The organism is Arthrobacter pascens, assembly GCF_030816475.1.
GTDB lineage: Bacteria > Actinomycetota > Actinomycetes > Actinomycetales > Micrococcaceae > Arthrobacter > Arthrobacter pascens_B.
In genome coordinates this window covers 2,534,667-2,554,498 of record NZ_JAUSXF010000001.1, presented here as the reverse complement: position 1 = coordinate 2,554,498, position 19,832 = coordinate 2,534,667, and the positions used below count along the sequence as shown (strand labels likewise).

Annotated in this window: 19 protein-coding genes; 7 read left to right on the top strand and 12 right to left on the bottom strand. The window is 65.5% G+C overall.

Going from position 1 to position 19,832, the window contains the following annotated elements; translation table 11 throughout:
- Positions 1-62: 62 nt before the first annotated feature.
- The 5 genes from QFZ40_RS11770 (at position 63) to QFZ40_RS11750 (ending at position 4,997) form a co-directional block, all read left to right on the top strand.
- Positions 63-779, top strand: a complete 717-nt coding sequence (locus QFZ40_RS11770) for an SOS response-associated peptidase (protein ID WP_306904548.1) — start codon at positions 63-65, stop codon at positions 777-779.
- 141 nt (positions 780-920) lie between these two features.
- The gene (locus tag QFZ40_RS11765; RefSeq protein WP_306904545.1) at positions 921-2,453 is read left to right on the top strand and encodes an efflux RND transporter periplasmic adaptor subunit; all 1,533 of its coding nucleotides are present in this window, start codon (positions 921-923) and stop codon (positions 2,451-2,453) included.
- Between the two features lie 3 nt (positions 2,454-2,456).
- Entirely contained in the window at positions 2,457-3,176 is a 720-nt protein-coding gene (locus QFZ40_RS11760; protein ID WP_306904544.1) for an ABC transporter ATP-binding protein, read from the top strand.
- Positions 3,173-4,417, top strand: a complete 1,245-nt coding sequence (locus QFZ40_RS11755) for an ABC transporter permease (protein ID WP_306904543.1) — start codon at positions 3,173-3,175, stop codon at positions 4,415-4,417. The genes QFZ40_RS11760 and QFZ40_RS11755 overlap by 4 nt, the downstream gene beginning before the upstream one ends.
- Positions 4,418-4,427: 10 nt before the next feature.
- Entirely contained in the window at positions 4,428-4,997 is a 570-nt protein-coding gene (locus tag QFZ40_RS11750) for a hypothetical protein (RefSeq protein ID WP_306904542.1), read from the top strand.
- Between the two features lie 27 nt (positions 4,998-5,024).
- Here QFZ40_RS11750 and QFZ40_RS11745 read toward each other — a convergent pair whose 3' ends face one another.
- The 9 genes from QFZ40_RS11745 to QFZ40_RS11705 all read right to left on the bottom strand — a co-directional run bounded on the left by QFZ40_RS11745 (position 5,025) and on the right by QFZ40_RS11705 (position 15,132).
- Positions 5,025-7,181 (bottom strand): 3-hydroxyacyl-CoA dehydrogenase NAD-binding domain-containing protein, encoded by a 2,157-nt coding sequence (locus QFZ40_RS11745; RefSeq protein ID WP_306904541.1) that lies wholly within the window; start codon positions 7,179-7,181, stop codon positions 5,025-5,027.
- Positions 7,178-8,467 (bottom strand): thiolase family protein, encoded by a 1,290-nt coding sequence (locus tag QFZ40_RS11740; RefSeq protein WP_306904539.1) that lies wholly within the window; start codon positions 8,465-8,467, stop codon positions 7,178-7,180. The genes QFZ40_RS11745 and QFZ40_RS11740 overlap by 4 nt, the downstream gene beginning before the upstream one ends.
- 160 nt (positions 8,468-8,627) lie before the next feature.
- A complete protein-coding gene (locus QFZ40_RS11735; protein WP_306904538.1) occupies positions 8,628-9,971 on the bottom strand; it encodes an HRDC domain-containing protein in 1,344 nt (447 codons plus the stop codon).
- Between the two features lie 40 nt (positions 9,972-10,011).
- On the bottom strand, positions 10,012-10,659 hold the full coding sequence (locus QFZ40_RS11730) for a DUF3000 domain-containing protein (protein WP_306904536.1): 648 nt from the start codon (positions 10,657-10,659) through the stop codon (positions 10,012-10,014).
- 61 nt (positions 10,660-10,720) lie between these two features.
- Positions 10,721-11,839 carry a threonine aldolase family protein gene (locus QFZ40_RS11725; protein ID WP_306906904.1) on the bottom strand — a complete coding sequence of 373 codons (1,119 nt, stop codon included), beginning with the start codon at positions 11,837-11,839 and terminating at the stop codon, positions 10,721-10,723.
- Positions 11,840-11,869: 30 nt separating this feature from the next.
- Positions 11,870-12,574, bottom strand: a complete 705-nt coding sequence (locus QFZ40_RS11720; RefSeq protein ID WP_306906903.1) for an SDR family NAD(P)-dependent oxidoreductase — start codon at positions 12,572-12,574, stop codon at positions 11,870-11,872.
- 28 nt (positions 12,575-12,602) lie between these two features.
- Positions 12,603-13,970: a DUF6421 family protein gene (locus QFZ40_RS11715; protein WP_306904535.1), complete on the bottom strand. Its 1,368-nt coding sequence runs from the start codon at positions 13,968-13,970 to the stop codon at positions 12,603-12,605.
- Positions 13,971-14,120: 150 nt separating this feature from the next.
- Positions 14,121-14,627, bottom strand: a complete 507-nt coding sequence (gene msrB / locus QFZ40_RS11710) for a peptide-methionine (R)-S-oxide reductase MsrB (RefSeq protein ID WP_306904534.1) — start codon at positions 14,625-14,627, stop codon at positions 14,121-14,123.
- A 13-nt stretch (positions 14,628-14,640) separates the two neighbouring features.
- The gene (locus QFZ40_RS11705; protein WP_306904533.1) at positions 14,641-15,132 is read right to left on the bottom strand and encodes a hypothetical protein; all 492 of its coding nucleotides are present in this window, start codon (positions 15,130-15,132) and stop codon (positions 14,641-14,643) included.
- A gap of 103 nt (positions 15,133-15,235) precedes the next feature.
- Between QFZ40_RS11705 and QFZ40_RS11700 the strand changes: the two genes are divergently transcribed.
- Complete coding sequence (locus QFZ40_RS11700) at positions 15,236-16,519, top strand: alpha/beta hydrolase family protein (protein ID WP_306904531.1); 1,284 nt, start codon at positions 15,236-15,238, stop codon at positions 16,517-16,519.
- On the opposite strand, the gene ybaK is transcribed toward QFZ40_RS11700, so the two are convergent.
- Genes ybaK through QFZ40_RS11685 form a run of 3 tightly spaced genes read right to left on the bottom strand, consistent with a single transcriptional unit; the run spans position 16,512 to position 18,462 of the window.
- Complete coding sequence (gene ybaK, locus QFZ40_RS11695) at positions 16,512-17,006, bottom strand: Cys-tRNA(Pro) deacylase (RefSeq protein WP_306904529.1); 495 nt, start codon at positions 17,004-17,006, stop codon at positions 16,512-16,514. The two genes, QFZ40_RS11700 and ybaK, sit on opposite strands and share 8 nt — an antisense overlap.
- A 10-nt stretch (positions 17,007-17,016) precedes the next feature.
- On the bottom strand, positions 17,017-17,493 hold the full coding sequence (locus QFZ40_RS11690; protein WP_306904528.1) for a SufE family protein: 477 nt from the start codon (positions 17,491-17,493) through the stop codon (positions 17,017-17,019).
- A gap of 51 nt (positions 17,494-17,544) precedes the next feature.
- Positions 17,545-18,462, bottom strand: a complete 918-nt coding sequence (locus QFZ40_RS11685) for a sulfurtransferase (RefSeq protein ID WP_306904527.1) — start codon at positions 18,460-18,462, stop codon at positions 17,545-17,547.
- Between the two features lie 221 nt (positions 18,463-18,683).
- Here QFZ40_RS11685 and zapE point away from each other — a divergent pair, with 221 nt between their 5' ends.
- The gene (gene zapE / locus QFZ40_RS11680; RefSeq protein ID WP_306904526.1) at positions 18,684-19,721 is read left to right on the top strand and encodes a cell division protein ZapE; all 1,038 of its coding nucleotides are present in this window, start codon (positions 18,684-18,686) and stop codon (positions 19,719-19,721) included.
- The last annotated feature ends 111 nt before the right edge of the window (positions 19,722-19,832 follow it).

The window sequence follows — 19,832 nt, the reverse complement described above, 5'->3', positions numbered from 1 at the left end:
GGGATTTGGTGAGGTTGCTGCTGTGATCGGTGCTGCCCGGGCTTGTCAGGCAGAATGGGGGTATGTGCGGCAGATACGTCATGGCCAAAGCCTCAGGGGACCTTCTGAGTCATTTTGACGCTAAGGAGGTGGAGGGGACTCCGCCCCCGCCGAGCTGGAACGTGGCGCCCACCCAGGACGTGCCGATTATTGCGGAGCGGCTCGATGAAGGGGCTATCGACCGGCACCTGCTCGTCGCCCGCTGGGGCCTGGTGCCGTCCTGGGCCAAGGACGTGAAGATCGGTTCGAAGCTGATCAATGCCCGCAGCGAGTCGATCCTGGACAAGCCCGCCTTCCGCAAGGCCGCCGTGAAGCGCCGCGCCCTCATCCCGGCCGAGGGGTATTACGAGTGGCAAAAGACAGACGACGGCAAGAAGATCCCGAACTACCTGTACTCGGAGAATGAGGACCTCCTGGCCTTCGCGGGCCTGTACGAGTTCTGGCCGGACCCGTCGGTGCCGGAGGATGACCCGGGCCGCTGGCTGCTCAGCTGCACCGTCCTGACCACCACGGCCCACGATTCCCTGGGCCATGTACACGACCGCTGCCCTGTCATCATCCCGCCGGACATGTATTCGGACTGGCTCGATCCGGGCATCACCAACAAAGACGACGTGCAAAAGCTCCTGAAGGCCGTCCCCGAACCTGTGCTCACGCCGAGGATAGTCACTGACCGGGTGAACAGCGTCCGGAACAACGGTCCGGAGCTTGTGGAGCCGGCCAGCGGGCGTCCGGACTAGAGTCATAAACGCTGGGGGATCGGAACAAAAGCGCCACCGTCATACCGGCCAGCCAACGGGGATCTGCTGAAAAGGCAACCGATGGGCGTGCTCCCACCATATTCCCGGCATGCGCTCAGGTCCGGCTACTACGGTCCAGCCATGACCTCAAAAACCCTTGTTATCAACCTGGGCCTGGGCGCCGTCATTCTGGCCCTCGGCGCAGGCACCTACCTTTCCGCCTCGGCCGCAAGTTCAACCACTCCAGCCGCGGCCTCCCGGACTGTTGCGGTGAGCAAGGCAACCATCGCCTCGGTGGCTACCGCAACCGGGAATGTTGCCCCGGCAACGACAACAGTGGTGAACGCCCAGAACTGCACCGGCCCTATCGTGTCGGTCAGCGCCGCGCTCGGCCAGCAGGTGACGGCCGGCCAGCAATTGCTGTCCATCGATCCCACGAACGCGCAAAACGCCCTGAACGTGGCCCAGGCACAGCTTGACTCGGTGTCGGCCCAGGCCAATCAGCAGCAGGTCTCCGCCGCCGGCCAAGTGTCCACCGCGAGCCAGGGCCTGGCCAACGCCCAGCAGTCCGCGGCCCTGGACAGCTCCCAGCAGGCTGCCGCCGTCGCTGCCGCCCAGAAGGCCGTGGACGCGGACAACGCTGCCGTGGCCGCCGCGCAGGGGCAGCCGGCTCCGGACCCGAAGCCGGCCAACTGGGTGGACCCGGTCGTTTCCGCCCAGAACCAGCTCGCGAAGGACCAGGCGGCCCTGAGCCAGGCGCAGAACCAGGCGGCGTCGACCCAGCTCAAAGACAAACAGCAGGTCTCCTCGGCCACAACCACCCTCGGCAACGCACAGAACGCACGGGCGGCCGCGGGCGGAACAAATATCACCAGCGCCCAGCTCGCAGTCGAAACGGCCAAGACCAACCTGGCCGCCTGCACCCTGAACTCACCGGTCGCCGGAACCATCACAGCAGTCAGTGCCACTGTGGGCGCACTGACCGGATCTTCCGGAGCCGGGTCCGCCGGCTCGGCCAGCTCCGGAACCGCCGGGTCCGGCGGTTCCGCCACCGGACCCGGTTCCGCAGCGTCCTCCGCCGCCGCCTCGTCGTCGTCCAGTGGACTGGTGACCATCAGCGACACGGCGCACCTCCAGGTCGTCGCAGGCTTTTCCGAATCCGACGTCACCAACATGAAGACCGATCAGGCGGCCCAGTTCACCTTTCCGGCCCTGACCACGGACGCCGCCGCCGCGCCCGTCACGGGCAAGGTGGTTTCGATCGCCCAGACCTCCAGCACCACCAACGGCGTCGTGACCTACCCCGTCACCGTGTCAATTGACAACCCGCCCGCCGCTTTGCGGCTCGGCCAAAGCGCCAGCATCACTGTCACCACTGCCACAGCTGACAACGCGCTGGTGGTACCGAGCCTCGCGGTGACAACAAGCGGGACGCGCCAGACCGTCAACGTGGTCAAGGACGGGGTCACGACGCCGAAACAGGTCACCACCGGCATCAGCGCCAACGGACGCACGCAGGTCCTCACAGGCCTCTCCGAAGGAGACCAGATCGAGCTCCCGGCCATCTCGGCCACGCTGCAGACCGGCACAGGCACCACTGCCGGCGGCGGCTTCGGCGGCGGCGCATTCGGTGGCGCCAACCGTGGCGGCGGCGCACGGACGGGCGGTCAGTAAGCCATGGCGGCGGTGATCGAACTGTCCGGGGTCAGCAAGGTCTACGGCAAGGGAGAGGCGGAAGTCCGCGCGCTCGACGGCGTGGACATTACGATCGAGCGCGGCGACTTCGTGGCCATTATCGGAGCCTCCGGCTCCGGGAAGTCCACCATGATGAACATCATCGGCTGCCTGGACGCACCCACGGCGGGGAGCTACCTGCTGGACGGAATCAACACGGTGGAGCTCGACGAGTATCAGCAGGCACAGATCCGGAACCGGAAGATCGGGTTCGTCTTCCAGAACTTCAACCTGATCTCGCGCACCAAAGCGGTGGACAACGTGGCGATGCCGCTCGCCTATGCCGGCGTAAGCCGGCAGGAGCGGCAAGCCCGGGCCCTGGAGATGCTGGATGCGGTCGGCCTGTCCAGCAGGGCAGACCACCGGCCGTCCCAGCTTTCCGGAGGCCAGCAACAGCGGGTGGCCATCGCACGGGCGCTCGTCACCAATCCGGTCCTGCTGCTGGCGGATGAACCGACGGGGGCACTGGATTCGCGGGCGTCAGCGGAGATCCTGGACCTCTTTGACCGGCTCCATCACTCCGGGCGCACCATCATCATGATTACCCATGAGATGGACGTAGCAGAGCGGGCGGGACGCGTCGTGCGGATGCAGGACGGCCTGATCGTCTCCGACGAACGCCAACAGCCGCTCGGCGGCCTGACCCTGGCCGTGGCACAGTGAACGTCCTGGAATCCGCCCGGTTCGCCCTCTCCGGGGTGGCAGCCAACAAGATGCGCTCAGTGCTGACCACCCTGGGAATCCTGATCGGTATTGCAGCGGTCATCATCCTGCTCGCGGTCGGCGCGGGAACCAGCAACAACATCAAGGCCCAGATCGGCAAGCTTGGTACCAACGTCCTGACGGTGAGCCGTTCGACATCGGTAGGAGGCCGTGCGGGTGCCGGTTCCCAGCCGGGGGCGAACCGGACCCGCAGCACCAACCTCACGCTCGATGACGAACATTCGCTCACCGACCCCGTGCTCGCACCTGACGTGGCCCGGACAGCCCCCATCGTCCAGGCGCAGGGCGTGACGGCAACCTTCAGCAACGCCACACATTCGGTTGCCAGCTTCCTGGGCACCACCCCCGCCTACTTCGACATCAGCGACAGCACAGCGGCCTCAGGAAAACTCTTCACCGATGCGGACCAGCAGGCAGCCAACCCGGTCGCGGTCATCGGCAATACCGTCGCCGCAGACCTGTTCGGGACCGCCACCGGATCCGCCGTCGGCCAGACCATCCAGCTGAACGGACAGAACTTCACGGTTGCCGCGGTCCTGAGCGTCAAGGGATCATCGGGGCTGAACGATCCTGATGACATCGTGGTGGTCCCGCTGGCCGTGGCACAGAACAAGTTCACCGGGTACTCCCCGACACTGGCCTCGATCACCGTTCAGGCTGCCTCAGCCGACGTCATGAACCAGGCCCAGAACGAGGTCCAGATGATCCTGGACGCCCGCCACAAAGTGGACGCCAGCAACCGCGACTACCAGGTCCGAAACCAGGCCCAGATCCTCACCACCGCCACCAACACCACGCAGACACTGACAATCCTGCTCGGCGCTGTGGCGGCCATCAGCCTGCTCGTCGGCGGCATCGGCGTCATGAACATCATGCTGGTTACAGTGACCGAGCGCACACGCGAAATCGGCATCCGCAAGGCCATCGGGGCTTCGCGGGGCAGCATCGTCGCCCAGTTCCTGATCGAGTCGCTCATCATTTCAATCATTGGCGGTATCGCCGGAATCGTGATCGGCTTCGCCGGCAGTGCCTTCCCTGTCCTCGGCGTCCAGCCCGAGGTCCAGCCCTGGACCGTCTGGGTCTCGCTGGCCGTGTCCGCCTTCATCGGGCTGGTCTTCGGCGTCTATCCAGCCAACAAGGCCGCCAAATTGCGGCCCATCGATGCCCTCCGCTACGAATAGGACTTCCCTCATGAGTTTCTTACCAGGCAGCACACACACGCCCCGCGGCCGCCGCGACGCCGGACAACCCGCCAACACCGAAGCATTGCCTACGGCGGATCCTTCAGCGCACCAGGAGTGGACAACAGGAACAGGGGAGGCCGACGACGTCGACACGGGCAACGCTTTTGCCGCCACTGCCTTTGACGACGAGCAGCCATCCTTCAAGGTTGATCCGTTGCCGGCTCCGACGGAGGAGGAACCCTTCGTACCGAAAAGCAGGTACGTCATGGGGCGCTCTACCAAGATCATGGCCTGCATTCTGATGGTCGCCGCCGGCGTGTTCGCCGGCTCGGCCATGCAAAAGCAGGTCGACGCCGGAACCCGCGGAGCCAGGTCCAACTTTGCCAATTTCCAAGGGAGCGGCGCCGGAGGCGGCGCAGGGGCGCAGACGTCCGGCCAGGGTCGCCGCAACGGAGGCTCCGGAGCAGCAGGAGCGGGAAACGGAAGCTCCGGAGCAACAGGAGCGGGGAACGGAAGCCCCGGGACAACAGGAGCCGGGACAGGGGCAACGGCTGCGCCGACGGCGGGCACTCCTTAGGAGCGTCCGCCGTCGGCACGGTCGTGGTCAGGCGCGGGAAGCGACTCCGGGGGGCAGGAACCGCTTGCCGTTAACGCGCTCGGACGCCCCCGTCCGGTCCAGGTAGGGCGTGATGCCGCCCAGGAACATCGGCCATCCCGCACCCAGAATCATGCAGAGGTCGATGTCCTCGGGCCCCGCCACTACGCCTTCATCCAGCATCAGCCCGATTTCCTCGGCCAAGGCGTCCTGGGTGCGTCGGAGCACCTCCTCGGCGGTGGACGGGGACGTGCCGAAGGACATGAGCGACAACGTCGATTCCGGGATCTCCCGTGAGCCGTCGTCGGCAGGCACCCACAGGGCAGTGACGCCGTTATCGATCAGTTTCTGCAGGTTGGCGGAGACCGTGAAGCGATCGCCGAAGGCGGCGTGCAAAGATTCCTGAACGTGCTGCGCCACCGGCAGGCCGACCATGGCGCCCAGGGTGAAGGGCGTCATGGGCAGGCCCATGGGGCGCAGCGCATTGTCCGCGACCTCGGCGGGGGTTCCTTCATCGAAGGCTGCGGTGACTTCACTCATGAGCCGCAGGAGGATCCTGTTGACGACAAAGGCGGCAGCATCCTTGACCAGCACCCCGGTCTTCTTCAGTCCCTTGGCCAGCTCAAAGGCGGTGGCCAGCACGGCGTCGTCCGTTTTCGGAGCACGGACGATCTCCAGCAGCGGCATGACTGCCACCGGGTTGAAGAAGTGGAAGCCCACCAGCCGTTCCGGATGCTGAAGATCCTCGGCCATGGCCGTCACGGACAGCGACGAGGTGTTGGTGGCGAGGATGCATTCAGCGGACACGATGGCCTCAACCTCGGCGAACACCTGCTTCTTGACGTTCAGCTCTTCGAAGACCGCCTCGATCACAAAGTCGGCGTCCGCGAAGGCGTCCTTGGAGACCGAACCCGTCACCAGGGCTCTCGTGCGGTTGGCGGCATCCTGGCTGATCCGCTTCTTGCCCAGGAGCTTGTCCACCTCTGTCTGGACGTAGCCCACACCCTTGTCCACGCGCGCCTGGTCGATGTCAGTCATAACCACCGGCACCTTGAGCTGCCGGGCGAACAGGAGGGCCAGTTGGCTGGCCATCAGCCCGGCGCCAACCACTCCCACCTTCGTCACGGGGCGGGCAAGCTTCCGGTCAGGAGCGCCGGCGGGCCGCTTGGACCGCTTTTGCACGAGGTCCAGGAAGGCGTAGACGGTGGCGCGGAATTCGTCCGTCTGCATCAGTCCGGCGAGGGTCTCGCACTCGAGCTCCCTTGATTCAGCCTGCGTCATGGTGCGATTAGCTTCGAGGATGTCCAGGACCTTGGCCGGCGCCGGCGACGCATTGGACGTCTTGGCTTCCACGAAGGCGCGCCCGGCCGCGATTGCGCCGGCCCAGCGTTCTGCGGCGGCGGGCAGGGAAGGATCGACGGCGTTGGGCCGCTCGGGCACCACGTCGCCGGAGATGACTTTCGCGGCCCAGGCCAGGGACTGCTCGACGAAGTCTGCAGGTTCGAACACGGCATCGGCAATGCCCAGGTCGAATGCCTGCGGTCCGGTCAGGGTGCGGTTGTTTGTCAGCGGGTTTTCGATCATCACCCGGACGGCATTCTCCGGACCGATCAGCCGCGGCAGGATGTAAACCCCGCCCCAGCCGGGGACCAGGCCGATGAAAGCCTCCGGCAGCCCCAGCGCGCCGGCCCCGGTCGATACAGTCCGGAAGGTGGACTGCAAGGCGATCTCCAGGCCGCCGCCCAGGGCCACGCCGTTGATGAAGGCAAAGCTGGGCACCCCGAGGTTGGCCAGTGTGGCGTATACGTCATGGCCGAGTTGGGCCATCCAGAGCCCGTGCTCCCGGTTGTCCAGCGACTTTACGGCTGAGAGGTCCGCGCCCGCCACCAGGTAATACGGCTTGCCGGTGACGCCCACGCCCACGATTTCCCCGCGTGCGGCGCGTTCCCTCAGGCGTTCCAATACGGTGCCGAGCTCAACCAGCGTATTCGGACCCAGAGTGGTGGGCTTGGAGTGGTCCAGGCCGTTGTCCAGCGTGATCAGGGCGAAAACGCCGGGACTGGGCTTTCCCTTAGGGGCCGGGAGTTGGATGTCCTGGACGTAGGAGTGGGTCACGGTCTCGTCAGGGAAGAGTCCGGCGAGCTTGTTGAAGTCTGCGGCGCTCATGCTGCGGCTCCTTCTGTGGCTGATTCAGTAATGGACCCGGTGGTGGTGCCGTAGCCGGGGTGGTGCGGGTTTTCCCAAATGACTGTTGCCCCCATGCCGAGGCCGATGCACATGGTGGTGATGCCGTACCGCACCGAGGGATCCTCTTCGAACTGCCGGGCCAGCTGGTTCATCAGCCGTACGCCGGAGGACGCCAGCGGGTGGCCCACGGCAATGGCGCCACCGTACCGGTTGACGCGCGGATCGTCGTCGGGAATGCCGAAGTGGTCCAGGAAGCTCAGCACCTGCACGGCGAAGGCTTCGTTGATTTCGAACAGGCCGATGTCCTCGATTCCCAGGCCTGCATTTTTCAGGGCCTTCTCGGTGGCGGGCACGGGGCCGATTCCCATCACCTCGGGTTCGACGCCTGCGTACGCGTAGCTGACCAGCCGCATCTTGACGGGAAGCCCCAGCTCGGCCGCGGCTTCAGAGGAGGCGAGTACGGCTGCCGTGGCGCCGTCGTTCAGGCCTGCGGCGTTGCCGGCAGTGACCCGGCCATGGGCACGGAAGGGAGTACGAAGGGCGGCGAGATCCTCCAGGCTGGTGCCGGGACGGGGCGGCTCGTCCACGGTATTCAGAGTCCAGCCCTGCCCCGGCTTGAGGGTGGCTACCGGGACGAGGTCCGGCTGGATCTGCCCTTTGCCGTAGGCCGCGGCCAGTTTGTCCTGCGAGGCGACGGCGTATGCGTCCGCGCGTTCCTTGGTGATGTCCGGAAAACGGTCATGCAGGTTCTCGGCCGTGTTTCCCATGTTCAGCGCGGCAGGGTCTACCAGGCGCTCGGACATGAAGCGCGGATTGGGGTCGGCTCCCGAACCCATCGGGTGGTTGCCCATATGTTCCACGCCGCCGGCAATGACGACGTCGTAGGCTCCGAATCCGATTCCGCTGGCCGTGGTGGTGACGGCAGTCATGGCTCCGGCGCACATGCGGTCGATCGCAAATCCCGGAACGGTGCGGGGGAGCCCGGCCAGCAGGGCGGCGGTGCGTCCCAGGGTCAGGCCCTGGTCGCCGGTCTGGGTGGTGGCGGCCACGGCTACTTCGTCGATCCGCGCGGGGGGCAACGACGGGTTGCGGCGCAGGAGTTCGCGGATGCACTTGACCATCAGGTCATCGGCGCGGGTTCCGGCGTAGATGCCTTTTTCCCCGGCCCGGCCGAACGGCGTGCGGACGCCGTCGACAAAAACGACGTCGCGGACAGTGCGCTGGTTTCCGCTGCTGTGTATTCCGCTGCTGTGGGGTTGGGTCACGTGTAACTCCTCATCGAGACGTTGGCGCCGGTCAGCGGCCAAGGGCAGCAATGATCCGGACGGCAGTGAACGCAATGTTACTCGTCAGTAACTTAGCGTGCAAGGTCTCGCGTTTTTGTCCGGGATGAGGGTGCTAAGGCCGGCTGGCCGCGCTTCGATTTCAGTCGCTAGCCACCACCGCTGCCGCCTTGGGCTCACGGGGCTCCTTGGGCGGCAGCGGCTGGGGATTCAGGAACGCCTGCGTGATGAGCGGGGCGACGATCCCGACCTGCCACTCACGGGCACCGAGTGCACGAAGGTCGCCCGCCACGGCAGCTTCGCTGATCTCTGCAGGCGGTCGCCAGGCCACCCGCCTCAAGTAGTCCGGGGTGAGGAGGTTCTCCAGGGGCAGGTTCAGCTGCTCGGCCTTTTCCTGCAGGATGGGCCGGGCAGTTGCGAGCCGTGCGGCCGCCTCGGGATCACGGTCCGCCCAGACGCGGGGCGGGGGAGGCGCGTTGGTGGGCAGGTGCAGCGGAGGAAGGTCCTCAAGGTCCCTTGCTGTGGCGATGCAGCGCAGCCAGCGTGGTGCCTCGCGCTGCGCCGCCCGGCCGTGGAAGCCCTTGGTGCCCAGCAGTTGGGGCACAGTAGACGGCATGACTTTGGCGGCGGCCACCAGGGAGGAATCGGGAATGAGCCTTCCCGGAGCCACGTCCCGCTTCTGGGCGAGGGAATCGCGCTCCAGCCACATCTCGCGGACGGCTGCCAGCTGCCGGCGGTCCCGGATCTGGTGGAGGCCCGACGTCTTGCGCCAGGGATCAATCCGGGGAGGGGCCACGCCGGCTGCCAGGATGGCGGCGAACTCCTGCTCTGCGAACTCCAGCTTGCCGTCCGCCTCCAGCAGTTCGATGAGTTCTTCGCGCAGTTCGGTCAGGACTTCCACGTCCAGCGCGGCGTAGCGCAGCCAGGGCTCCGGCAGGGGGCGGGTGGACCAGTCGGCGGCTGAATGTTCCTTGGCCAGGCCGAATCCCAGCAGCTGTTCAATGACGGCGGCCAGGCCGACGCGCGGCAGGCCTGCGAGCCTGGCGGCCAATTCGGTGTCAAACAGTTTGTCCGGCCACATGCCCAGCTCCAAGAGGCAGGGCAGGTCCTGGCTGGCCGCGTGCAGGATCCACTCCACTCCCTTGAGCGCATCGTTGATGATTGCCAGGTCCTCGAAGGGCTCAGGGTCGATCAGCCAGGTTCCGGCGCCTTCGCGGCGGATCTGGACCAGGAAGGCGCGCTGGCCATAGCGGAAACCTGAGGCGCGCTCGGCGTCCACCCCGGCCGGCCCTGTTCCGGCGGCGATGGCGGCTGCGCATCTCTCCAGCCCGGACTGCGTCTGGATGACAAGAGGCACGCCGTCGCGGGGTGCATCGAGGTCAATGATTTGGGGGATGGGGCTGTCGAAGCCCTCCACCGTGATGTGGGTAGTGGTTTCAGCAGCCGGAGCGCCGGCTGTGGTGTTATCCGGAATGTGAGGGGTCATGGTGTCTTCAGTTTACCGACAACGGAGTGTCAGGCTGCTTTTAGTTCCGGCGGCGCGGAAGGGCGGACACGCCGTCGGGAAGCGGAGGGAGCCCGGCGAACGTACACACCATGTCCGACCACGCTTCCAGATGTGCTGTGACATCCGACGACGCGGGCGTCCAGGAGGCGCGCAGTTCGATGTCGATCGACGCCGGCCTGTCGGCCAGGGTTCCGAAGCTCTCGGAGAGGACCCTCGTGGCCGTGCCGCCCGCCGCCCGGTAGGGGGCCTTGTGGTTCTCGAGCGCCTCCACGAGCCACGTCCATGCCACCGTGCCGAGCATTTCGTCGTTGCCCATTTCCGGTTCCAGCTGCGCACGGATATAGGTCACGATGCGGAACTCGCCGTCCCAGACGGCGGAACCGTCTGGATCATGGAGCAGGATGAAACGGCCCGTGGCCAGCTCGGTGTCGCCGTCGTCGTCTGTTCCGGAGGCAGCGGCAAGCGCCATGGCTGCCGGGCCGTGAACTGGAGTGGGCGCACTGCCGGGGCCGGGCGCCATGACTTCGGCACCGAGCGCCACCGCGTACGGCGCCAGCCGTGCCGGAGCCGGAATTTCCGCCAGGTGCAGTTCACCGCGGCACCGGGCTTTCCTGAGGGTTCCCAAAGCGTGCAGAAACTCCGGGGGAACCTGGGCGAGTGCGTTCACCTTCGCAGGTTACGCAACCGCAGCGGGGCGGGAGCGCAGGCTCGCCGTCAAAGCGTCCATGCTAACTGGCCGTTTTGGCTGCATGGTGGGCAGCCATCTCCCGGCGGATCGCGGCAACAAAAGCATCAATATCGTCCTCACTCGTGTCGAAGGAACACATCCAGCGGACTTCCCGCGCCGCCTCATCCCAGTCGTAGAAGCGGAAGGACTCCCGCAGCCTGTCTGCCACGCCCTTGGGGAGGACGGCAAACACGCCGTTGGATTCCGTCTTCTGCGTGGGCTCCACGCCGTCGATCGTGTCCACGGCCGCGCGGAGTCGGGTGGCCATGGCGTTGGCGTGGGACGCCGAACGGAGCCACAGGCCGCCCTCCAGCAGCGCGATGAACTGGGCTGAAAGAAACCGCATCTTGGAAGCGAGCTGCATGTTCATCTTCCGCAGGTACACCAGGCCGGAGGCCGCTTCGGGGTTGAGAGCCACAACCACTTCGCCGAAAAGCAGTCCGTTCTTGGTGCCGCCGAAGGACAGGATGTCCACACCGGCGTCGCGCGTGAAAGCCCTCAGCGGCACTTGCAGGTGCGCCGCGGCATTGGCCAGCCGGGCACCGTCCATGTGGAGCTTCATGCCCTTGGCATGGACATGGTCCGCAATGGCGCGCACCTCCTCAGGCGTGTAGCACGTGCCCAGTTCGGTGGTCTGGGTAATCGAGACGGCCAATGGCTGGGCGCGGTGCTCATCACCCCATCCCCACGCCTCGCGGTCAATGAGGTCGGGTGTCAGTTTGCCGTCAGGCGTGGGGACGCTGAGGAGCTTGATTCCGCCGATCCGCTCGGGGGCGCCGTTCTCGTCCATGTTGATGTGGGCAGTGGACGCACACACCACGGCACCCCAGCGCGGAAGCAGGGACTGCAGGGACAGGACGTTGGCGCCCGTCCCGTTGAACACCGGGAAGCACTCGATGCCTGATCCGAAGTGTTCCTCCATCAGTTGCTGGAGGCGTGCGGTGTAGTCGTCCTCGCCGTAAGAGACCTGGTGGCCCCCGTTCGCTGCCGCCAGTGCCGCCAGGACCTCAGGGTGGACGCCGGAGTAGTTGTCCGAGGCGAACCCCCGGACGGCTGCGTCATGGAGCCGGACCGCGGAGAGATCGGCAAGTGCTCCGGCTGTGTTTATTGCGGTTGTCATTGCTTTGCTCACGCTTTCAGTCTAGGGAGGTCAGGGGGTCAGCAGCAGGCGCTCGCCGTTCAGCCCGGCTGCCGGACTGCTGAACAGGCCGACGACGGCGGCGGCCAGGTCCCGGACGTCGGTGGCGCCCGGAAAAGTCCGTTCCGGGTGCCGCTTCCGCATCGTCTCATCCACAAGCGCCTTCACCACGAGTACGACGGCGGCGCTGGACTCGGTGCGGCTGAAGCCTTCAGCCATTGCCATGGTCCATGCCTCGGCTGCGGCCTTCGCCGCCGCGTAGCTGGCCGCCGCGGCGGTGGGTTTTCCCACTGCCGTCGAGGAGACCATGGCAAATCTCCCGCAAACGGAATCGGCAAGGTCCGTGTAGAACACTCGGGACACGTTCCGCAGGGTGGTGATGGCTCCCCGCTCCAGGAACTCCCAGTCGGAGTCGCTCTGGTCAGGGATTCCCTTTGCTCCGCGCCAGCCTCCCACCAGGTGGATGACCGCATCGATGGTGGTGCCGCTGCCGGCAAGGCTGTCCCTGAGGGCCCGGACATCGGCAAGGCTGGCGAGGTCGCAGACGAGGGGAGTGACGCCCTCGCCGGTCCGTGCGGCCGCCGCCTCGATGCGGGACTGGTCCGAGCCCACAGTGAAGATCCGGAACCCTGCTTCCCGGAGGGCCCCTGCCACAGCAATTCCCGACTCTCCGCTGCCCCCGGTGACCAGGACGTTCAGGACCGGGATGCCGTCCATGGCCCGTGTTTCGCTCACAGTGCCGGACTCACAGTGCTGACCTGCCGGTGATCCCGGCGGTGGATTCGATGACCGGGCGCATTTTCTTCTCCAAAGCCTCAAAGAACATGGACAGGGGGAATTCGTCGTCCAGCACACGGTCCGTCAGGCCGCGGGGAGGACCGGAGAGCGGCAGTGCTTCAGCGCCCTTGGCCCATGCCGATGCCGGGTGGGGTGTGACGGTAGCGGAAATCAGCTGGTAGGCGGCGAGCCAGTGGGCTGTTTTGGGCCGGTCGATGGAGCGCCAGTACAGCTCGTCAATGCTCGCTCCCAGGGCGATCACTGCCTCGGCCACGTGCTCCCAGTCGATGCTGAGACGGCTGTCGGTCCAGTGCAGGACGCGGTGCTGGTGCAGCCATGCGAAGAGCAGCTGGCCGCCCAGCCCGTCGTAGTTGCGCACCCGGCTGCCGGTGATGGAGAAGCGGAAAATCCGGTCAAAAATGATGGCGTACTGGACCAGCCCGGCGTGACGGCGGGCCTCGGGTTCGGCGTCGTCGTCCTTTTCGATCCGGACGGACTCCCTGAAGGCGGTGAGGTCGCAGCGGAGTTCCTCCAGTGAATACAGGAAGAACGGCATCCGCTGCTTGATCATGAACGGATCGAACGGCAGGTCGCCGCGCATGTGGGTCCGGTCATGGATCAGGTCCCACATCACAAACGTGGCCTCGGTCAGTTCCTGGTTCTCCAGCAGCTCCGCGGCGCCGGCGGGAAGCTCCAGCGCGGTGATCTCCGCTGCCGCACGCAGAACCCGGCGGAAGCGGGCCGCCTCGCGGTCCGCAAAAATGGCGCCCCATGTGAAGGACGGTGTTTCCCTGACGCTCACCGTTTCCGGGAACAGCACTGCGGAGTTGGTGTTGTACCCCGGCGTGAAATCCAAGAAGCGGATGGGCACGAAGAGTTTGTTGGAATACTCTCCGGCTTCCAGCCCGGCAATGAAATCAGGCCAGATCACTTCGATCAGAACAGCTTCCACGAGCCTGCTGCTGCTGCCGTTCTGGGTGTACATGGGGAAAATGACCACATGCTGCAGCCCGTCCTGGCGCTGCTGCTGTGGCTGGAATGCCACGAGCGAGGACAGGAAATCCGGGATCCCGAAGCCGCGCTCAGCCCACGCCGCAAAATCGCCTGCCACTGCCGCAAGATAAACCTCGTCATGCGGGAAGAGCGGAGCCAGTCCACCGAGGGACTCGACGATCGCCTGGACCTGGACAGCGGCTTCGGCCTGGTCGGTGGCCCCGGGAACGGAACCGTCCTGGACCTGGAGGGCCTGGAGCGCTGTTGCGGCAGCCTTCAGCCTGATCCAGTACGGATGTTCCGCCGAAATCCTGGTAGGGGCACTAAGTATGGTCTCGGTCATCGGAGGCCTTTCTGATTCGCTGTGACTCTAAGGCGAGCGTAGCAACCAGAAAGATCTCCTAACTCCAAAACGGTCATAGGATAAGGAGCTCTTTGTCTCGGATGCCGGGAACGGCATTCCAGATCCAGTTCCAGAGAGCCTGCCGCCCTATCAGGAAGCCGTTGCGGAGTCTTCCTCAACCTCGCGGGGAACCAGCCTGAGCGAAACCGAGTTAATGCAGTACCGCTGGTCAGTGGGGGTTCCATAGCCTTCGCCGTCAAAGACGTGGCCCAGGTGCGAGTCGCAATTTGCACACCGGACCTCCACTCTTTCCATTCCAAGGGTCCGGTCGTGGATGTAGCGCACGGTCCCCTCGGCGAGCGGTGCCCAGAAGGACGGCCAGCCGCAATGCGAATCGAACTTTTCGTTGCTGGTGAACAGCTCAGCGCCGCAGGCCCGGCATTGGTAGACGCCGGCCGTGTGGGTGTCCCAGTACTCGCCGGTGAAGGGGCGCTCGGTGCCGGCCTCGCGGAGCACATGGTATTCCTCTGGCGTCAGTTCCTGCCGCCACTCGGCATCCGATTTCTGCTTTTCGGCCTCCGGACGGTCCGCGTTCCCCACTGCAGGAATGGACCCGGCGGCCTTGTTGCCGAAAATGTTGTTTCCAAAGATGCTCATAGTCTTTCAACGCTCACGAGTCGCCGATAAATCCCGAACCGGCATAGAGATGGAGGACCGGCAGGCCAAGCTGGTCCTGGGCCTTGTTGGCCCAGTCAGTGTGGAAGGTGTCGGCTACCGCATGGGGACGGGTGATGACGACTGCCTGGGCTGCGCCCAGCTCCTTGACCTTCGCTACCAGGCCGCTGACGGCCCCGCCCTCCACCACCTCGCCGGTGACTCCGCCGCCCAGGCCCTCAAGGGCATCGAGCGAGACAGCCAGCGTCTCGGCGGCCTCCGCCCGCTCGGCAGCAGGATCCGGCGTATGGGCGGTCAGCTCGCGGAAAGCCTTGGCCACATCCAGCATGGAGAGATTTTCCAGGAAATCCACCACCAGGTGCCGCTCTGTATTGGCCGGAACGAGGAGCACAAGGCGGGTGTCCGCCCCGTCCACCAGGCGTTCGATGTTCAGGCGGTCGTCCGCTCCAAGCGGTTCTTCGGTCAGGATGACGATTGGGTCGCTCATGGCATCAGCCTAGTCCTGTGCCCAGGCACCTGCATCCATTGACTCCGGCGCGGCACGCCGCGCGGAATATGGCTTGGAAGCTTGCGGCGGTAAGAATGGAACCATGTCATCTTTTCCGCGAACCGCAACGCCCCCGGCGGCAAGCCCGCCCCTTCCGGGCACCGGGATGTCGATGCGCGCGAAGTGGGCCATCGGCAGTGTCATAGGCGGTGGCGCCCTGGCCGGCCTGCTTGCCACAGGTTCCTCAGCCCTGGCCCTGTACTTTGCCCGCCGCGTCATCACTCCCGCCCGGCAGCGGATATCGAACCAGGAAGTGCTGGCCGTGATCCGGGACGGCGCCCGCCAGCAGGTCATTCTGGCTGCAAACGAGGACACCACCGTCGAGGGCGTTTACGGCCTCTTCTTTGACGGCGGCAAAGGGCACGCCAGGATCGGACGGATCGTCTCCTATGCTCCGGCCGAACGCACGGTCCTCCGCGAAGTGGAGGCCGTCTACAGCGGTGACCTCAGCACCGCCCACCGTGGCTGGTGGAGCGGCGCGGTCTACCCCGACCCGGCCGCCGTCGGCCTCCCGGCAGAGGACGTCCTGATCGAGGTCGACGGCGGCCAGGCACCTGCCTGGCTGGTACGGGCGGGCGGACAATCCCGAACCTGGGCTGTGATGGTCCACGGCCGCGGAGCCAGCCGCCAGGAGGCGTTGAGGGCTGTGGGTCCGGCGCTTGAACTCGGGCTGACCAGCCTCCTGGTCTCCTACCGCAACGACGGGCTGGCACCGTCGGCGGACGACGGCCGTTACGGGCTCGGGTCGACCGAGTGGCGTGACGTGGAAGCAGCCATCACCTATGCGCTGGCTAACGGTGCGGAGGAAATTGTCCTCTTCGGCTGGTCCATGGGAGGCGCCATCTGCCTGCAGACAGCGGACCTGTCACGCTACCGCCAGCTGATCCGGGCCATGGTCCTGGACGCCCCCGTCATCAACTGGGTGAACGTGCTGGCCCATCACGCGGAGCTGAACAGGATCCCGTCCCTGGTGGGAAGGTACGGCCAGTTGATGCTGGGCCACCCTCTGGGCCGCAGGCTCACGGGTCTGGCAGCACCCGTGGACCTGAAAGCCATGGACTGGGTCTCTCGGGCTGTGGAACTCCGGACCCCCACCCTGATCCTGCACAGCGTTGACGACGAATATGTGCCCTATGGCCCGTCAGCGACCCTCGCCGAGCGGAACCCGGAAATGGTGACCTTCGAAACCTTCCATCACGCCCGGCACACGAAGGAATGGAATGTGGATCCTGCGCGCTGGGAGCGGCTGGTCAAGGCATGGCTCCGCCAACAACTGGTACCCCGGATCAATCCGGGTCAGTCCTACCCCGGAAAGGCTGCTACTTAGGCGTCCCGATGGGGGCTGTGATGCCGTCGGTCAGCCGCAGCAGGTCTGCCGGCGCCACCTCGATGTCCAACCCGCGCTTTCCGCCTGAAACCAGCATGGTCTCCAGCGCGAGGGCGCTGCCGTCTATCACGGTGGGGGAGGTTTGGCGCTGGCCCAGCGGGGAGATCCCGCCAAGGACGTAGCCGGTACGCCGTTCAGCAACTGCCGGGTCGGCCATGGATGCCTTCTTGGCGCCCAAGGCAGCAGCGAATGCTTTCAGGTCAAGGCTTCCACTCACCGGCACCACGCCCACTGCCAGCCGCCCCTCCACTTCCACCATCAGGGTCTTGAAGACCTTTTCCGGGTCAATTCCCAGGGCTTCAGCGGCTTCGGCTCCGTAGCTGGCCGCGGAGGGGTCATGGACGTACGGATGCAGCACAAAAGGAACACCGGCCGCGGCCAGCGCCGCTGTTGCCGGTGTTCCCTGTGAACTGCTTTTGCGTCCCACCCGAAAAGGTTTAGGGTGCAGCTGTTTTGGACCGAAGCCGCGCGTTGGCGGCAACCTTACGCTTGATCCGCCCCAGCATGGCCGTCATGCCCCGCATCCGCAAAGGAGTGATGGCGCGGGTCAGGCCCAGCAGTTCCGGCATGTCATCAGGGACCGCCAGGATCTCCTCGGCGGTCAGCCCGTCGAGCCCCTCGAGGAGGACTCCCGCGAAGCCGCGGGTCGTGGGGGCTTCCGGGGGAGCTTTGAAAAACAGCCGTACGGTGTCAGCCGCTCCGGCCTCGTCCTTTTCCATCTCGATGGTCAGGAACAGCGGCGACTGGCATTCCACCACCTGCTCCAGGAGCTCGGGGTGGTTCTTCAGCCTGTCAGGCAGTTCCGGCAGTTCGCGCGAGAACTCCAGCAGCAGCTGAAGCCGCTCCGGTTCGGTCAGGGCCTGGAAGTCATCGACGATTTCCGCCAAGGCGGCGGGCAGGGCATGTGTAGTCATCTCCTCCAGCTTACGCAATTTTCAGGCAGGGGTCCTCGCACCTTCGGCGGCCTAGTTGGCTGAAGGGACCGTTCCGCGCTCCGCGCCCTTCACGATGGGGACGCGCACGGCGTTGCCCCACTCGGTCCAGGAACCGTCATAGTTGCGGACGCTGTCAAAGCCCAGAAGGTACTTGAGCGCAAACCAGGTGTGGCTGGAACGCTCACCGATACGGCAGTAAGCCACAACATCGTCGCCTTCGGTGAGGCCCGCTTCGCCAAGGTAGAGGGCTTCCAGATCCTCGCGGCTGCGGTACGTTCCATCCGCGGCGGCAGCGCGTGCCCAGGGGATGGAAGCCGCCGTCGGAATGTGGCCGCCGCGGAGGGCGCCTTCTTCCGGGTAGGCAGGCATGTGGGTGCGCTGGCCGGTGTACTCCTCAGGGGAGCGGACATCGATGAGCGGCTTGCCCAGGTGGGCCAGCACGTCTTCCTTGAAGGCGCGGATGGGCGTGTCATTGCGTTCCACTACCGGGTACTCGCCAGCCGCCGGGGTGGAGGTCTCCGTGGTCAGTTCGCGGCCCTCGGCGATCCATTTGTCCCGGCCGCCGTCGAGAAGGCGGACATCCTCGTGCCCGAAAAGTGTGAAAACCCAGAGTGCGTAGGCGGCCCACCAGTTGGACTTGTCGCCATAGATGACCACGGTGCTGTCGCGGGAAATGCCCTTGGACGCAGCGAGGGCGGCAAAGGCGCGCCCGTCAATGTAATCGCGGGTAACCTCATCGTTAAGGTCGGTGTGCCAGTCGATCTTGACGGATCCGGGAATGTGGCCCGTCTCGTACAGCAGGACGTCCTCATCGGACTCGACCACCACGAGTTTTCCGTCAGCCACCGCGCCGCTTTCAAGGGCTGCGGCGAGCCATTCGGTGGAAACCAGCCGCTCAGGGCGGGCGTAGGCGGCGAATTTCTCGTTCTGTTCAATCGGGTAGGACATGGTGATGGCCTTTCACTGATAAAAAGTAGAGCGGACGTGCAGAAGATTTTGGAAACCTGCTCCAACACTAGCCACGGCAGTCAGCGATTTCGCCCCTCCTGTTAATAGAGGGAAATATGTCCTTGGTCACGCTCGTGCGGCCAGGGGCGCTGTGGCCGGGGACAGCTGCCTGGTTGCCGGTATTCTTTCAGTGGACAGCTCACCAGCAGAACGGACCACCCTTGGTACAGATCGAACAGCTTGCCGCCCGCACTCCGGCAGTTTCGGTGGACGAGCTCCTCAAGGGTTTCTACCCGTCGCCGAGGTTCGGCAAGGTCTCCTTTGCCAGCTACCGGCCGGACCCTAAACAGCCCAGTCAGTCGGCTGCCGTGAAAGCACTGGAGGGTTTTGCCGGGGGAGTGGGCGCCAGTGACGGAGCCGGCCTGTTCAAGAGGCTCTTTGCCAAGAAGGACACCTCCCGGGCAGGCATGTACCTTGACGGCGGGTTCGGCGTCGGCAAGACCCACCTGCTGGCCTCGCTCTGGCACGCGGCCCCGGGCCCCAAGGCCTTCGGCACGTTTGTTGAATACACCAACCTGGTGGGAGCGTTATCCTTCCGCAAAACAGTGGAAGCCCTCAGCAACTACAAGCTGGTATGCATTGACGAGTTTGAGCTGGATGATCCCGGCGATACGGTGCTGATGTCCAGGCTCATGCGGGAACTGGCCGACGCCGGAGTCAAGCTGGCCGCCACGTCCAACACCCTGCCCGGCTCGCTGGGCGACGGACGCTTTGCCGCCGTCGATTTCCAGCGGGAGATCCAGGTGCTGGCGGACCAGTTCGACGTCATCAGGATTGACGGTGAGGACTTCCGCCACCGCGGGCTTCCCGCCGCTCCGGCTCCGCTCAAGAACAGCCAGCTGGCAGCCCAGATGAAGGCCGAGTTCGACGGCCACACGGTGGCGCAGGACGAATTCAGTACATTGATCGGCCACCTGGCGGGCGTGCACCCCAGCCGCTATCGCAAGCTCATTGAAGGCATCGACGGTGTGGTGTGGCGCAACGTCGAAACAATCACCGAACAGGCCGTGGCGCTGCGTTTCGTGGTGCTCGCTGACCGGCTCTACGACAAGGACGTTCCGATCCTGGCCAGCGGAGTCCCGTTCGACCAGCTCTTCACCGACGAAATGATGCACGGCGGTTACTCGAAGAAGTACTACCGGGCAGTTTCGCGGCTTACCGCGCTGGCCCGGGAGGGCCAGAACCACGAACCCTCGTAGCGGCCGGCAGGTAAGCCGGCCAAATCGGGCACTTCGACACGGACACGCCGCCGTCTCGGCCTGCTTCCCGGGTTTGGCGATCCAAAGTGCCCCACGACGGCGGGACCCACT

Bases quoted from the DNA above. Each gene is read 5' to 3' on its own strand.
- QFZ40_RS11770 (WP_306904548.1), top strand. From the start codon at position 63: ATGTGCGGCAGATACGTCATGGCCAAAGCCTCAGGGGACCTTCTGAGT.
- QFZ40_RS11765 (WP_306904545.1), top strand. From the start codon at position 921: ATGACCTCAAAAACCCTTGTTATCAACCTGGGCCTGGGCGCCGTCATT.
- QFZ40_RS11760 (WP_306904544.1), top strand. From the start codon at position 2,457: ATGGCGGCGGTGATCGAACTGTCCGGGGTCAGCAAGGTCTACGGCAAG.
- QFZ40_RS11750 (WP_306904542.1), top strand. From the start codon at position 4,428: ATGAGTTTCTTACCAGGCAGCACACACACGCCCCGCGGCCGCCGCGAC.
- QFZ40_RS11745 (WP_306904541.1), bottom strand. From the start codon at position 7,181: ATGAGCGCCGCAGACTTCAACAAGCTCGCCGGACTCTTCCCTGACGAG.
- QFZ40_RS11735 (WP_306904538.1), bottom strand. From the start codon at position 9,971: ATGACCCCTCACATTCCGGATAACACCACAGCCGGCGCTCCGGCTGCT.
- QFZ40_RS11725 (WP_306906904.1), bottom strand. From the start codon at position 11,839: ATGACAACCGCAATAAACACAGCCGGAGCACTTGCCGATCTCTCCGCG.
- QFZ40_RS11720 (WP_306906903.1), bottom strand. From the start codon at position 12,574: ATGGACGGCATCCCGGTCCTGAACGTCCTGGTCACCGGGGGCAGCGGA.
- QFZ40_RS11715 (WP_306904535.1), bottom strand. From the start codon at position 13,970: ATGACCGAGACCATACTTAGTGCCCCTACCAGGATTTCGGCGGAACAT.
- msrB (WP_306904534.1), bottom strand. From the start codon at position 14,627: ATGAGCATCTTTGGAAACAACATTTTCGGCAACAAGGCCGCCGGGTCC.
- QFZ40_RS11705 (WP_306904533.1), bottom strand. From the start codon at position 15,132: ATGAGCGACCCAATCGTCATCCTGACCGAAGAACCGCTTGGAGCGGAC.
- QFZ40_RS11700 (WP_306904531.1), top strand. From the start codon at position 15,236: ATGTCATCTTTTCCGCGAACCGCAACGCCCCCGGCGGCAAGCCCGCCC.
- QFZ40_RS11690 (WP_306904528.1), bottom strand. From the start codon at position 17,493: ATGACTACACATGCCCTGCCCGCCGCCTTGGCGGAAATCGTCGATGAC.
- QFZ40_RS11685 (WP_306904527.1), bottom strand. From the start codon at position 18,462: ATGTCCTACCCGATTGAACAGAACGAGAAATTCGCCGCCTACGCCCGC.